The organism is Pseudomonas sp. OIL-1, from assembly GCF_010669185.1.
GTDB lineage: Bacteria > Pseudomonadota > Gammaproteobacteria > Pseudomonadales > Pseudomonadaceae > Halopseudomonas > Halopseudomonas profundi.
Genome location: NZ_CP048629.1, coordinates 2,372,385 through 2,386,301, shown reverse-complemented (window position 1 = coordinate 2,386,301; position 13,917 = coordinate 2,372,385). Strand labels below are relative to the sequence as shown.

At 60.5% G+C, this 13,917-nt stretch carries 12 protein-coding genes; 6 read left to right on the top strand and 6 right to left on the bottom strand.

Annotation, left to right across the window (positions count from 1 at the left end):
- Position 1 precedes the first annotated feature (1 nt).
- The 4 genes from G3M63_RS11135 to G3M63_RS11120 form a co-directional block, all read right to left on the bottom strand.
- Positions 2–763 (bottom strand): glucose 1-dehydrogenase, encoded by a 762-nt coding sequence (locus tag G3M63_RS11135; RefSeq protein ID WP_163983115.1) that lies wholly within the window; start codon positions 761–763, stop codon positions 2–4.
- Between the two features lie 14 nt (positions 764–777).
- Positions 778–2,493 (bottom strand): FAD-dependent oxidoreductase, encoded by a 1,716-nt coding sequence (locus G3M63_RS11130; RefSeq protein ID WP_163983113.1) that lies wholly within the window; start codon positions 2,491–2,493, stop codon positions 778–780.
- A gap of 55 nt (positions 2,494–2,548) precedes the next feature.
- A complete protein-coding gene (locus G3M63_RS11125) occupies positions 2,549–3,739 on the bottom strand; it encodes an acyl-CoA dehydrogenase family protein (protein ID WP_163983111.1) in 1,191 nt (396 codons plus the stop codon).
- A gap of 231 nt (positions 3,740–3,970) precedes the next feature.
- Positions 3,971–5,401, bottom strand: coding sequence for a coniferyl aldehyde dehydrogenase (locus G3M63_RS11120; protein ID WP_163983097.1), 1,431 nt, complete (start codon positions 5,399–5,401; stop codon positions 3,971–3,973).
- Positions 5,402–5,594: 193 nt separating this feature from the next.
- Here G3M63_RS11120 and G3M63_RS11115 point away from each other — a divergent pair, with 193 nt between their 5' ends.
- The 6 genes from G3M63_RS11115 to G3M63_RS11090 are packed head-to-tail and all read left to right on the top strand — an operon-like array spanning position 5,595 to position 11,482.
- Positions 5,595–6,596, top strand: a complete 1,002-nt coding sequence (locus G3M63_RS11115; protein WP_163983095.1) for a flavin reductase — start codon at positions 5,595–5,597, stop codon at positions 6,594–6,596.
- Between the two features lie 23 nt (positions 6,597–6,619).
- Positions 6,620–7,393, top strand: a complete 774-nt coding sequence (locus tag G3M63_RS11110) for a glucose 1-dehydrogenase (RefSeq protein WP_163983093.1) — start codon at positions 6,620–6,622, stop codon at positions 7,391–7,393.
- Positions 7,394–7,406: 13 nt separating this feature from the next.
- Positions 7,407–8,198, top strand: a complete 792-nt coding sequence (locus tag G3M63_RS11105) for a fumarylacetoacetate hydrolase family protein (RefSeq protein ID WP_163983091.1) — start codon at positions 7,407–7,409, stop codon at positions 8,196–8,198.
- A gap of 19 nt (positions 8,199–8,217) precedes the next feature.
- On the top strand, positions 8,218–9,114 hold the full coding sequence (locus G3M63_RS11100) for an acetaldehyde dehydrogenase (acetylating) (protein ID WP_163983089.1): 897 nt from the start codon (positions 8,218–8,220) through the stop codon (positions 9,112–9,114).
- Between the two features lie 10 nt (positions 9,115–9,124).
- Complete coding sequence (gene dmpG / locus G3M63_RS11095; RefSeq protein WP_163983087.1) at positions 9,125–10,156, top strand: 4-hydroxy-2-oxovalerate aldolase; 1,032 nt, start codon at positions 9,125–9,127, stop codon at positions 10,154–10,156.
- A 3-nt stretch (positions 10,157–10,159) separates the two neighbouring features.
- A complete protein-coding gene (locus G3M63_RS11090; protein ID WP_256669788.1) occupies positions 10,160–11,482 on the top strand; it encodes an MFS transporter in 1,323 nt (440 codons plus the stop codon).
- 81 nt (positions 11,483–11,563) lie between these two features.
- Here G3M63_RS11090 and G3M63_RS11085 read toward each other — a convergent pair whose 3' ends face one another.
- The gene (locus G3M63_RS11085) at positions 11,564–12,331 is read right to left on the bottom strand and encodes an SDR family oxidoreductase (protein ID WP_163983085.1); all 768 of its coding nucleotides are present in this window, start codon (positions 12,329–12,331) and stop codon (positions 11,564–11,566) included.
- A gap of 61 nt (positions 12,332–12,392) precedes the next feature.
- Positions 12,393–13,916 carry an amidase gene (locus G3M63_RS11080; protein WP_163983083.1) on the bottom strand — a complete coding sequence of 508 codons (1,524 nt, stop codon included), beginning with the start codon at positions 13,914–13,916 and terminating at the stop codon, positions 12,393–12,395.
- Position 13,917: the final 1 nt, after the last annotated feature.

Sequence of the window (13,917 nt, the reverse complement as noted above, 5' to 3'; positions counted from 1 at the left end):
GTCAGATACTCATCACAAACTGGCCGCTATCGATACGCAGCTCAATACCATTTACCGCCCGGGATTCATCCGAGGCGAGATACAGGATTCCGTCCGCAACGTCCTGCGGCAGGCAGGCGCGATTCATCGGATCGTGATCGATGGTCAGACGCTGGGGATCAATGCCCTTGGGATAGGAGTCCCGGGTCATCGCCGTGAGGACGCCGTCCGGGTGCACGGAATTGCAGCGGATCCGGTATTTCTGTCGACGACAGTGCACAGCGACACTGCGCGTCAGCGCAGCGACGGCACCCTTGCTGGCGCCATAGGCAAGATAATCGTCCCTGGCGGCCAGGGCGGCTATCGAGGAGATATTCACGATCGAGCCGCCACCACTTTCCTTCATCAGTTCGATGGCTGCCTGGCAACCCAGAAACACGCTGTCGGCGTTCACCCGCAGTAACTGGTGCCATTCAGCCAGCGTGGCCTGCTCGATACTGCCCGGGATCAGAATCCCCGCATTGTTGACCAGAATATCCAGGCGCTGGAAGCGCGCCCGGACCAGCTCGCGGAGTGCCTGCCAGTCAGCCGGATCGCTGACGTCCTGACGCAGGAACAGCGCACGAGCACCCAGCTCATTAGCGATGCGTTCGCCATCGTTCACATTCATATCGCTGAGTATCACGGTCGCGCCCTCAGCGATGAACCGGCGGGCCGTGGCCTCACCGACGCCGCTGGCAGCGCCCGTAACGACAGCCACCTTGTCGAGTAGTCGCTCAGTCATGCACAACTCCTTTTCTACGCCTTGGCTGCTAGGTGCAACGCAGCGATGTAACCAAAGGTCATGGCCGGACCCAGCGTGCCACCGGCACCGGGATAAGTCGTACCCATCACTGAAGCGGAGATATTGCCGACGGCGTAAAGGCCCGGAATGACCTCGCCTTGCTCCTTCACCACCTGGGCGTTCTCATTCGTCAGGAGGCCGCCCTTGGTACCGATATCGCCGGCGTGCATGCGCATTGCGTAGAAAGGCCCCTTGCTTACTGGCGCCAGACAGGGGTTGGGCGTCACGTTGCTGTCGCCGTAATAGCGATCGAATACGTTTCCGCCACGACCAAAGTCCTCATCCGTGCCGCTCTCGGCAAAGCCGTTCATGCGCTGCACAGTCTGCTCCAGCCCTGGGGCGTCAACGCCGATCTGGCTGGCCAGGTCAGCCAGGGTATCGGCCTTCCAGTACAGAGTATTCAGCCATTCCTTACGCAACCGGCTGTCAGGCATGATCTGCGCCGGCATGAGTGGACCCATGGCGTAGTTGAAGCGGAACTTGCTGTCAAAAATCGCCCAGCAGGGAATGCTCTTGCCATCGGTTTTCTGGTTGTCCTGATACATGGCATCGACGAATTCGAGATAGGGCGCCGCTTCGTTCACAAACCGACGGCCCTCGCCGTTGACTACAATCGCGCCAGGAAAGGCACGCTCGGCGAACACGCCGCGAGCGCGGTCTTCCCCCGGTACCTGCAGACTCGGCGCCCACCAGCCCCAATCGAGCAAGTCGGTTGCCGCGCCAATCGCCAGTCCGGCTTCAAGGCCCGCACCAGTATTCAGGCCAGCAGGGGTAGCACTCCAGGCCACCTGTGTTGGCTGCGGCAGATGCTTGTCACGTAGCGCCTGGTTCTGCTCGAAGCCGCCAGAAGCCAGAATCACACCGCAACGGGCTCCTATGCGTAGGCGCTCGCCTTTACGTTCGACCACCACACCGTTGACGCGGCCGTCTTCCTCAACCAGTTCACGGAAATCGGTGCTCAACCAGACAGGCACCTGGCGATCCAGCAGCGAGGCACGCAAGCTGGCAACCAGGGCATTGCCCAGTGCCGAGCGGCGATCACGCTTGCTGCTGGTTTTCTTGCGCCAGCTGAAGTCGAGCTTGTAGCGCAGCATCAACCACAGAATCATCAGCCGCCAGCCACGCGACTTGGACATGGCCTTGTGCGCATGCCGTGCAGTCCAGGCGATTTTACCCATGAGCATGTTGCCTGGCGCGGCTTCGCGCAGGGCAGACAGCTGATCCCCCAACAGGCTCAGATCAAACAGTTCAGGATCGAGCGTACGACCGCCGGCCAGTGAACCGGGTAGGTGCGGGTAATAGTCCGGGTATTTGTCGGCCACGGCGTAGCGGACCCGGGTATGCTTTTCCAGCCAGGCGATCATTTCCGGCGCTTTGGTGAGGTAGGTGCGCAGGCGTTTCTCATCGACCCGGTCCCCCACTGCCGCCTTGAGATAGGTCCAGGCCAGCTCTTCGCTGTCGTTACCGCCAATGGCCTTGAAATGATGGTTATTGGGGATCCAGATCCCGCCGCCTGAAAGCGCGGAGGTCCCGCCGTACTGGGCGTCCTTCTCCACCACCAGGACTTTCAGACCCTGATCCGCAGCGGTCACGGCTGCGGTCATGGCGCCGGCCCCGGAACCCACGACGACGACGTCGTACTCACCGGCAAGTTCGTTATTGTTTTTCATGCTCAGACTCTTTTAGCGAAGCAGGTACTGGCCGCCGCAAGCCGGCGGCCGCGTGTCATACGTAGGGATCAGCGTTAGGCAAGCCAAGCAGCACAACGCCGTGGGCGCGACTGTAGGCTGCCACGTTATTGGAGATATGCCCCCGCGCCTGATGCACGTCGCGGAACACTCGCGCCACGTGGTTGGTGTTGTACAGCCCTGATGCGGCCATGCAGCGCAGCAACTGGTTCACCTTCTCAGCGCAGACGTTGGTCACGTAGGCGGATTGATAGCGGTACTGCAGGCGAGTTTCCACGTCAGGGAATTCCCCTCGCTCGGCCTGCCCTACCAGGTTCTCGAAATTGCGTTCAAGTACCAGCTTGAGCATGTCCAGAGTCAGCTCAGCATCGGCGACGACTTCCTGCGCCAGCGGATCTTCGGCTGTTTTGGCGCCATGCTTGCCAATGTGACGGGCGGCGTTTTCGCGGAACTCGGTGATGGCGCCCTGCAGCGCACCCAGACAGGAGCTGGATACTGCCCGGGTGAACACCTGAGCAAACGGAATACCGTAGATTGGGTTGGTATTCACCAGTCGGCCGGGTGTCGCCTCCATACTGGTGTTGTTGGTGCGCTGAACCCGATGCGCGGGAACGAATGCGTTATCGATAACAATATCGTGGCTGCCGGTGCCGCGCAGGCCCAGCACGTCCCAGTTGCGCTCGATACGATAATCACTGCGCGGGACCAGGAAGGTGCCATGTTCAGCGCCCTCGCCGTTTTCATCCGGCGGAATGATGCCGCCCAGCAGCGACCATTTGCAGTGTTCGCTGCCGCTCGAAAAACCCCAGCGTCCGCTTATGTTGTAGCCGCCTTCAACGGGGGTGACCTTTGCCACGGGCATATAGGTTGAGCCAACAAGCGTGGTGATATCCTCACCCCATACATCCTCTTGCGCCTGCACTTCATACCGCGCCAGCTGCCAGGGATGCACACCCATCACGCCGTAGATCCAGGCGGTCGACATACAGCCTTCGGCTAGCGTCATCTGGATTTCGAACAGGGCTCTGGGGTCCATCTCGAACCCGCCGAATTTCTTGGGCTGCATCACCCGGAAAAAACCGGCTTCCTGCATATCCGCGATGGTTTCGTCAGGGATTTTCTGGTCGATATCTGCCTGAGCAGCCCTTTCCTTCAGCGCAGGGATCATTTGCCGCGCGCGCTGGATCATCTCGATTTCTGCTTGTGTCTTCTGGCGAGTGGATGCCATGTCTGAGTCCTCCAAAGGCTCCGCTGCGACAATACGCGCGGTAGCCATGATTATCGGAAGACGCGGGCATATGACTCATCGTCAATGCGGACTAGAGCCATTGCACATTGCAGGTAACAGACTGCGGGGATAGATACGCAAGCGGGTCGGAGACAGGCAAACCCTGTCGCCGACCCGCATCAAACAGGAGGGTTACCAGACATCTCTGGCGCCCGCCATAGACACCCGACTTCAGCGGGTTATCTGCGACTTCATCACCGCCGCAAACTGATCATGGTACGGAGGCAGCATGCCCCACTCACCGCGCGGATCGACCGGTGCGCCTTTGAACACAGTGCGTGCGTGACTGAACTCAACGAAACCGTCCCGGCCGTGGTAGTGCCCCATACCCGAGGCGCCGACGCCACCGAAGGGCGCATCCTCCATGGCTGCATGCATGAGCGCATCGTTGATGGTCACACCACCAGACAGCGTGTGGTTCAGTACATAATCCTGTTCACGCTGATCAGCACCGAAGTAATAAAGCGCCAGAGGCCGAGGACCCTGATTGATTTCATCCACCACCTGCTCGAGCTTGCTATAGGTCAGCAGCACCAATGCTGGCCCGAAGATCTCTTCCTGCATGATGCGACTGTTAAGCGGTGGATTGACCACGATGCTGAGCGGGCGCTGGCGACTGCCGGTGACGACCTCCACATCGGGGCAACGGATGATTTCGGCGCCCTGCTCCTGCGCATCGGCAAGGCAATCGTCGATACGGCGCATGTGCCTGTCATTGACTACTGCCACCATGTCAGCGTTGCCGGAAGCGGCTGGATAGAGTGCGCTGTATGACGCCGTAAAAGCCTCAATAAAGGCATCGCGCTGCTCGACCGGAACAAACAGGGTGTCAGGACATATACAGATCTGTCCGCCATTGGTGCCCTTGGCTACCGCCAGCCGCCTGGCAGCTTCAGCGATATCGGCACTGGGTCCGACGATCACCGGCGACTTGCCGCCGAGCTCCAGCGTCACCGGGACCAGGTTTTCCGCCGCACGACGCATGATATCGCGGCCCACCGGAGTGCTTCCGGTAAACACCAGATGATCAAAGGGCTGGCTGGCAAACGCCTGGCCTATTTCCACGCCACCGGTAATTACGGCCAATTCCAGTGGATCGAAACGGTCACCAATGCTCGCAGCCAGCACTTCGGCGGTGTGCGGTGTGATTTCGGAGGGCTTCAATACTGCGCGATTGCCCGCCGCGAACACCGAGGCAAGCGGGCTGAACAGAGTGAACATCGGCGCGTTCCAGGTACCCATGATGCCGACACTGCCTTTGGGCTGGTACTGCACCCAGGCCTCGGCACCCAGCTGGTCATAGGGAGAAAAAACCGAGCGCGGCTCGCGCGGCAACCAGGTTTCCAGGTGGTCGCGTGCGTGCTTGAGCGAGCCGAGGGAGCCCAGCACATCATTCATCAGACCGTAACCCTGATGACGCTGACCGAAGTCCGCTTCCATCGCCTCTGTGAGCGCCTGATGATTGTCCACCAGAAGATCAATCACCGCCTGTATCCGGCGCTTGCGGGTATCTGCAGACACGGCGCCTTCTTGATTGAACGCCCCACGCTGCGCCGCGAGTACGTCACCTAACTGCTGCACTGATTGAAGATTTGCGCTCATAACGTCTCCTTGCCCTGGCTGCGGGTCTTGTTCTTTTGAGTGCCGGCTACGGTAACGCTGCGCGCCGCAGGCGAACCACCTTCATTCGGACGATAGCGCCGAGTAGAGCGTCGTTAGTCCATGTAGACGATGCCCCACCCGCATTGCCAGCTGAATATTGCAACCACGATAGACACACAATGCGAGGCAGAATATGACTGCTCCAGCTGGCTTCAACCCCAAAGCTTTCCGCGACGCGCTGAGCACCTTTACCACCGGGGTGACCATTATCACCACGCGCAGCGGTGATGGCGAGCCTGTAGGCATCACTGCCAACAGTTTCAACTCGGTATCGCTGAACCCCCCGCTTGTACTCTGGAGCCTGGCCAAGTCAGCTTTCAGTCTTGCAGCCTTTACCGAGAACAAGCACTGGAACGTACACGTTCTTTCCGTCGAGCAAGAAGCCCTGTCGGGACGCTTTGCCTCCCGCGGCGAGGACAAGTTCAGCGGACTGGCACTCGACGAGGGCATCAATGACGTGCCACTGCTACCGACCTGCACTGCCCGATTCCAGTGTCGGACTTCCTTCATGTATGAAGGCGGCGACCACATTATCTTTGTCGGCGAGGTGCTGGGGTTCGACAAGAGCGAGCTGCCACCACTGGCTTTCCAGAGCGGCCAGTATGCACTGGCCGCACGCAAGCCCCGAGAAGGCGTGCGCCTCTCGCTGGAGGAGCCGCTGGAGTGCAGCTATACCGAGGATTTGCTGGGTTACCTCGCCGGGCGCGCTCACTACCAGCTAGTGGCCGCACTGCAAACGCTGCTGAAAAGCCACAAGCTGGACGAGCATGCCTTCTTCGTTCTGTCGGTACTCAGCATCAAGGACAAGTTGACGCTGGAGGAGATCAACCGCTTCGTCTCCTACACCGGGCGCGAGGCCAATCTGTCGCTTCTGGCGTTCCTGGAAAAGCAGGGCTACATCGTCGCAGAAGAAATCGACGGGCAGCGCCGTTTCATTCTCACCGCCGAAGGCCGGGAAATATCCCTGGAGCAGATCGCTCTAGCCAAGGCCATTGAAGAAGAAGTCACTGAAAAGCTCGGACCTGGCGACGCCCAGGCCCTGAAGATCCTTCTCAAGCGACTGATCAAGGCCACCGACCCGGGTGTGCCGGATCTGTGGTCGGCACCCGAACAACCTGTTTCCACCGCCATTTGATCGTTACGCTGAAGGGAGCCACGATGAGTTTGCTCGATCGTTTCACCATTGATGAAGGTGTTGCCATTGTCTCGGGTGCCGGCAAGGGCATCGGCACGGCGATTGCGTTCGCCTACGCCGAAGCAGGCGCAAAAGTGGTATGCGCCGCGCGTACCCAGGCAGATGTCGACGCCGTTGCCGCGCAGATACGCCAGCGCGGTGGCGAGGCGATTGGCATAGCCTGCGATGTCAACAATGCCACGCAGCGCGAGGCGCTGGTCGCAGCGACGCTAGAGGCTTTTGGCAAGATCACCCACCTGGTTAACAATGCTGGCGGCGGTGGACCGAATAGCCCGTTGAAGTTGAGCTGGGAGGAATTCGATCGCTCCATGCACTTCAACGTGACCTCCGCCTATCACCTGACCCAACTCTGTGCGCCGCATATGTTCGAAGCGGGTCAAGGCAACATTATCAACATCACCTCTGGCGCTGCCCGCTACATTCAGCGCGGGTTCAGTCGGTATGCCTCGGCCAAAGCCGCCCTCACCCAGCTTAGCCGCATGCTGGCACAGGACTTCGCGCCGGTTATCCGCGTTAACGCCATCGCTCCCGGCCCGATCCAGACGGATGCCCTGAACGGGGTCATGACCGATGAGATACGTCAGATCATGGAGCAGAACACCCCCTTGAAATGCCTCGGTGACGCCGAGGACATCGCTCTCGCAGCGTTGTACCTGGCCACGCCGGCTTCCAGGTGGGTTACCGGCAAGATCATCGAAGTAGACGGCGGCGCTGAAAGCAGCGTATTCCCCACCTGAGGAGTTACCCGTGATGGATCCATCTTTGGTTGCCGCTCTCGGCGACGAACTGTTCAACGCGCTGAATACGCGCAGCACCCTGACGCCGTTAACCAGCCGCTATAGCGAGATCAGCATCGACGATGCCTATCGCATCTCTTTGCAGTTTCTCCAGCGCCGCGAAGCGTCGGGCGAACGCGTGATCGGCAAGAAAATCGGCGTAACCAGCAAGGCGGTCCAGGACATGCTCAATGTCCACCAGCCTGATTTCGGCTTCCTCACGGATCGCATGCAGGTGGCCAGCGGTGCGGGTGTCAGCCTGGCTGAATATCGACTGATCCAGCCGCGTGCCGAGGGCGAGATCGCCTTCGTTCTTGCTCAGGACCTGAATGGGCCCGGCGTCACAGCTAGCGACGTGCTGGCCGCTACCGAATCGGTCGCCTGCTGCTTCGAGATTGTCGATTCGCGTATTCATGACTGGAAAATCCGCATTGAAGACACCGTCGCGGACAATGCCTCCTGCGGGGTATTTGCGCTGGGCGAGCAGTTTATTGATCCACGCACGCTGGATCTCGCTGCCGCTGAACTGACCATGTGGAAAAACGGTGAGCCTGCCGGCAGCGGACTGGGGTCAGCGGTCCAGGGGCATCCCTGCGAAGCCGTCGCCTGGCTGGCCAACACCCTTGGCAAGCTGGGCATCCCGTTTCGCAAGGGCGAAATCATCCTGTCGGGTGCCTTGGCGCCACTGGTGCCCGTTGGGCCCGGCGATCACATAGAGATGAGCATCAGCGGCCTGGGTTCTGCCAGCCTGCGTTTTACTGCTTAAGCCGACATCGGAGAAAACCATGAGCAAGAAGATTCGCTGCGCCCTGATCGGGCCAGGCAATATCGGAACTGACCTGCTGTACAAGCTCAAGCGCAGTGAATTCCTAGAACCGGTCTGGATGGTTGGCATCGACCCCACATCCGACGGGCTCAAGCGCGCTGAAGAGATGGGCCTGAAGACCACCAGTGAAGGCGTCGACGGCCTGCTCAAACACATCAAGGACGATGACATCCGCATCGCCTTTGACGCCACCTCGGCCTACGTTCACGCCGAGAACAGCCGCAAGCTGAACGAGCTTGGCGTGTTGATGATCGATCTCACACCGGCGGCTATTGGCCCCTACTGTGTGCCACCGGTGAACCTGCAAGCCAAGCTCGGCGAAGGCGCACAGAATGTCAACATGGTCACTTGCGGTGGCCAGGCCACCATTCCGCTGGTCGCCGCGGTATCCCGCGTGCAACCTGTCGAGTACGCCGAGATCATTGCTACCGCGGCGTCCAAATCAGTCGGCCCGGGTACGCGCAAGAACATTGACGAATTCACTCGCACCACCGCCAGCGCCGTGGAACAGGTCGGTGGCGCGAAGAAAGGCAAGGCGATCATTGTTATCAATCCCGCCGAGCCGCCATTGATCATGCGCGACACCGTGCACTGTCTGACTGAATCCGAACCGGATCAGCAAGCCATCACCGAGTCGATCCACGCCATGATCCTCGAAGTGCAGAAATATGTGCCCGGCTACCGACTGGTCAATGGCCCGGTATTCGACGGCAACCGCGTCTCGGTATTCATGGAGGTCGAAGGCCTGGGCGACTACCTGCCCAAGTATGCCGGCAACCTGGACATCATGACCGCAGCCGCCGCACGCACCGCCGAAATGTTCGCTGAAAACCTACTCAAGCAAACCGCACTGTAAGGAGCGCGTCATGGATCTTCGTGGCAAGAAAATCACCGTACACGATATGTGCCTGCGCGATGGCATGCACCCCAAGCGTCACCAGATCAGCCTGGATGAGATGAAATCCATCGCCCAGGGTCTGGATGAAGCCGGCGTACCGCTGATCGAAGTGACGCACGGTGATGGCCTGGGCGGCAGCTCGGTCAATTACGGCTTTCCCGCGCATACCGATGAGGAATATCTGTCGGCTGTGATTCCCTTGATGAAAAACGCCAAGGTCTCCGCGCTGTTGTTGCCGGGTATCGGAACCGTCGATCATCTGAAGATGGCACACGAACTCGGGGTCAATACCATTCGGGTGGCAACCCACTGCACCGAGGCAGACGTCTCCGAACAGCACATCAGCATGGCTCGGTCGCTGAATATGGATACCGTCGGATTCCTCATGATGGCCCACATGAACAGCCCTGAGAATCTTGCGGCGCAAGGCAAACTGATGGAAAGCTTCGGCGCCAACTGCGTGTATATCACCGACTCGGCCGGCTATCTCTTGCCGCATGACGTCAGCGCACGCATCAACGCCCTGCGTGAAGCACTCAGCCCCGAAACCGAGATCGGATTCCATGGCCACCACAACCTGTCCATGGGTGTATCCAATTCCATCGCTGCGATTGAAGCCGGCGCCACGCGTATCGACGCTGCCTGTGCGGGTCTGGGCGCGGGTGCTGGCAATACACCCATGGAAGTGCTGGTCGCGGTATGTGACCGCATGGGCATCGAAACCGGAGTCAGCGTGTTTGGCATTCAGGACGTGGCTGAAGACCTGGTATTGCCGATCATGGACTTCCCGATTCGTAGCGATCGCGATGCCTTGACCATGGGCTATGCCGGGGTTTACGGCTCCTTCCTGCTGTTCGCCAAACGCGCCGAGAAGAAATACGGCGTATCCGCCCGTGAAATCCTCGTGGAAATGGGGCGGCGCGGCATGGTTGGCGGTCAGGAAGACATGATCGAAGACACGGCCCTCACTCTGCTCAAGCAACGCCAGGCTTCGGCCTGACACGTGGCTTCGACCGCAGGCGTCAGCTCGCTGGGCTGGCGCACCCATGGCGTGCTCGGCGTACTGGTTCTTGCCTATGCCGGCAGCTTCATGGGCAGGCAGATCATGTCGGTCATGATCGAGCCGATAAAACTCGAGTTCAACGCCAGCGACGCGGCCATGGGCCTGATTTCAGGCCTGGCCTTTGCTGCTGTATACGCCCTGCTCGGGTTGCCCGCCGGTCGACTGGCTGATCGTTATTCGCGCCTGCGCGTCCTGGCCGTAGCGGCCCTGTTCTGGGCAGGCGCTACGCTTTTATGCGGGCTCGCCGTCAGTTTTTCCATGCTGGTTATCGCCCGCATGCTGGTCGCAGCGACCGAGGCGCCGGTTATACCCGCGTCGCTGTCGCTGATCGCCGATCTTTACCCGCCGCAGAACCGCTCCCTGGCCATCAGCTGTTTTACCGGCGCGCCTACCCTTTCTGCGGTGCTGGGCCTGAGTGTGGGCGCCTGGCTGGTCGATGTTCACGGCTGGCGTACAGGTTTCATTCTGATTGCTGCCCCTCTGCTATTGATGTCGCTGGTGTTCGGCTTTTTCATCCGCGAACCACAGAGGGGGCGCTGGGACGCTACCGCGACCCAGCCCCCACCCGTTGAGAGCATTTTCCAGGCGGCCACCACGCTGTTACGCAACCGGGCTTACGTGCTGCTGGCCAGCGCCACCGCCCTGACCACCTTCAGCGCCTTTGCCTTTGCTATGTGGAGCACCCCTTTTCTGGTGCGCTCGCACGGCCTGTCCTTGCAACACGCAGGCATTCTTGCCGGTGTGGTCACCGGTGTCAGCGCTGCGGTGGGAAGCCTGTTCAGCGGCTGGCTGACCGACCGATTAAGCAGCGCTAACCGCAGCTGGCTGTTGCGGATCCCGCTGATCGGGCACGTGCTCAATCTGGTGTGCCTGCTGTGTTATCTGCTTTGGCCTGCCGGCATTGCCTTCACGTTCGCCGGCGTGCCTGTACCCGTGGCGATGATCTGGTGTGCGCTGTCCGGCTTCTTTACCGTCTGGTGGGTCGCTCCGTCATTCAACCTGGTAACCCAGTTGGTGAACGCCTGGCAGCGTGCAACGGCTATCGCCTTGCAGACCATATTCTCGACCTTGCTGGGTGTAGGCCTCGGCCCGCTCGTCACCGGTATACTCAGCGACGCCCTGCTGCCCCGGTTTGGCGACGAATCGCTGCGTTATGCCCTGGTACTGGTCAGTCTCACCGTCTGCGTGCCTTTCACGCTGCTATGCATACTCTATGGTCGTCGTTCATATCAGGCCGACAGTCCAGCCTCCGCCGTGGCCTGAACCAAGGCTCTTTCGTAATTATCTCCAGCTGAAAACCAAAACGCCCCCGCTATTTGCGGGGGCGATTCTATTCGGCCGCAATCAGAAGCGATCCGGCCGTACCATCGCATCCATGCCACCGTCGGCAAAGAGCACCGCTCCGTGCACGAAGCTGGCTTGTTCCGACAGCAGGAAGCGAATGACGTTGGCCAGCTCGGCAGGCTGACTTCCACGACCAAGCGGCGCAACAAAGTTCTTGGTGGCTTCGCCGTACTTCGGATCGTCGATCGACGCCTGGTATAATGGCGTTTCCACGACACCCGGCGCAACGGCGTTGATTCGGATGCCCAGCTTGGCCCACTCGGTTACCTTGCGTCGAACCAGGCTGGCCACCGCATACTTGGACCCTGCATAGGCCATGGACGGATTCGCCATGTCGTTGGCATTGCCAATGGCTCCTGCTTCGTCTCCGGATAACATGGCAGCGACCATCGGCAGCTTACTGGCGCCCGGTTGCATGGAAGCCACCGAACTGACGACCACTGCGGAGGGCTGCGTGCCTTTGGCAAGCGCACCAGCCAGCCCATCGAGCAGGTCGCTTACGCCAAAATAATTGACCGCAACGATCAAGCCGCAGTTTGGCGCTGTGACCCCCAGACCGGCACACAGGACCAGACCATCCAGCACACCGTCACAGTTTGCCAGCACGCCATCAACGGCGGCCTGGCGGCCCTCGCGGGTCGACAGATCAGCGTTGATATCACTGTTGGCGCGGTCTATACCTATTACGGCATGTCCGGCTTCGCGAAGCTGAGCGCCAAGCGCTGCACCTATGCCCGAAGCCGCTCCGGTTATAGCAATTGTTGGCATGTTCTACTCCTGCAAGTTGATGACATAGAAAAAGGGTTGCGCATGTCCGTGCCGCCTGCTGTTACAGCGCAGGCAAGCGGTTGAACCACGGGTGCGCCTGTTCCAGTTGGGCTGCCAGCCGCAGCAAAGTGCGTTCCTCGGCAAAGCGGCCGGCAAACATCACGCCTACAGGCAAACCCGCCTCGCTCCAGAACAGCGGAACCGACATGGCGGGTTGCCCAGTGAAGTTGTACAGCGTGGTAAACACCGAACTGCGTGTCGCAATCGGGCCAAATTCGTCAAGAGGCAAACTCATGTCCAGCTCGCCCAGTGGCGGCGGTTCGCGGGCGATGGTCGGGCTGAGAATCAGGTCGTAGTCGGCCATGAACGTCCGCATCTGCTCGCGCAACCGGGCCAGGTCTTCCAGCGCCTTGCGGTAATCCAGCGCGCTGACCTTGCGGCCCCAGGCGACCATGCCTATGTCCACCTGTTCCAGGTCTTCGGCGGTGGCGGCACGACCAAGCTGGGCCTCCCGTGCGGCGACCCGTTCGGCCACGCCGACCACGCTCATGGTGCCCCCGGCCGCCATAGCCGCCTGCATATCGATAGGCGGGCGGGCCTCGACCACCTCATGCCCCAACGCGGCACACTGGCGGGCAGCCATGTCTACCGCTGCGTAGCAAGCGGGGTCCACCGGGATCGGCAATAGCGGGTCGCGCATCAAAGCGATACGCAGGCGCCCAGGCTCGCGCTGCAGCTGCTCAAAATAACTACCCTGATCGGCCTGCGCTGCATAGGCCTTGCCAAGATCGGTCCGCGCCGTCAGATCAAGCATCGCGGCGCTGTCGCGTACGCTCCTGCTGATCACATGCTGGGCTGACAGGATGCCGCGCAGGTCTTCACCCGGTGCGTCCTTGAGCACCAGACCGGTACTGGGTTTGAGTCCGAACAGGCCGCAGCAGGAGGCGGGAATCCGGATTGACCCGCCTCCATCACTGGCGTGAGCTACCGGTATGATGCCTGCCGCCACCGCAGCCGCTGCGCCACCCGAAGAGCCACCCGCGCTGCGATCAAGCGCCCAGGGGTTGTGCGTGGCGCCGTGCAGGGTGCTTTCAGTGCTAGGGTTACTGCCGAATTCCGGGCTGTTGGTCTTCCCGAAGATGACCAGCCCTGCCTTACGTATTCTCTGAACATAGGCGTCATCGGACTCCGCAACCGCATCGCGGAATAGCCGTGAACCCTGGGTGGTAACAGTGCCGCGCATGCTTACGCCCAGATCCTTGAGCAGAAAGGGTACGCCGCCGAACGGGCCCGATGGCAGTTTCTGGCCCACCGCTTCGCGCGCCTGATCGTAGTGCTTGAGCACCACGGCATTGATGGTGGGATTGATCTGCTCGGTACGTGCGATAGCCAGCTCCAGCAACTCGCTGGCGCTGACCTCGCCATCGCGAACCAGTTGCCCGAGGGACAATCCATCGTGGCGTCGAAACTCCTCGAAGCTCAGCTTGCTCGAAGCGAAAAGCGCTGAAGGCCGCGCAGCAAGTGCCAGCCCCCCGGCAACTGCGGCGCTGCCGGCGATAAATGCGCGGCGGGATAATGCGTCCATG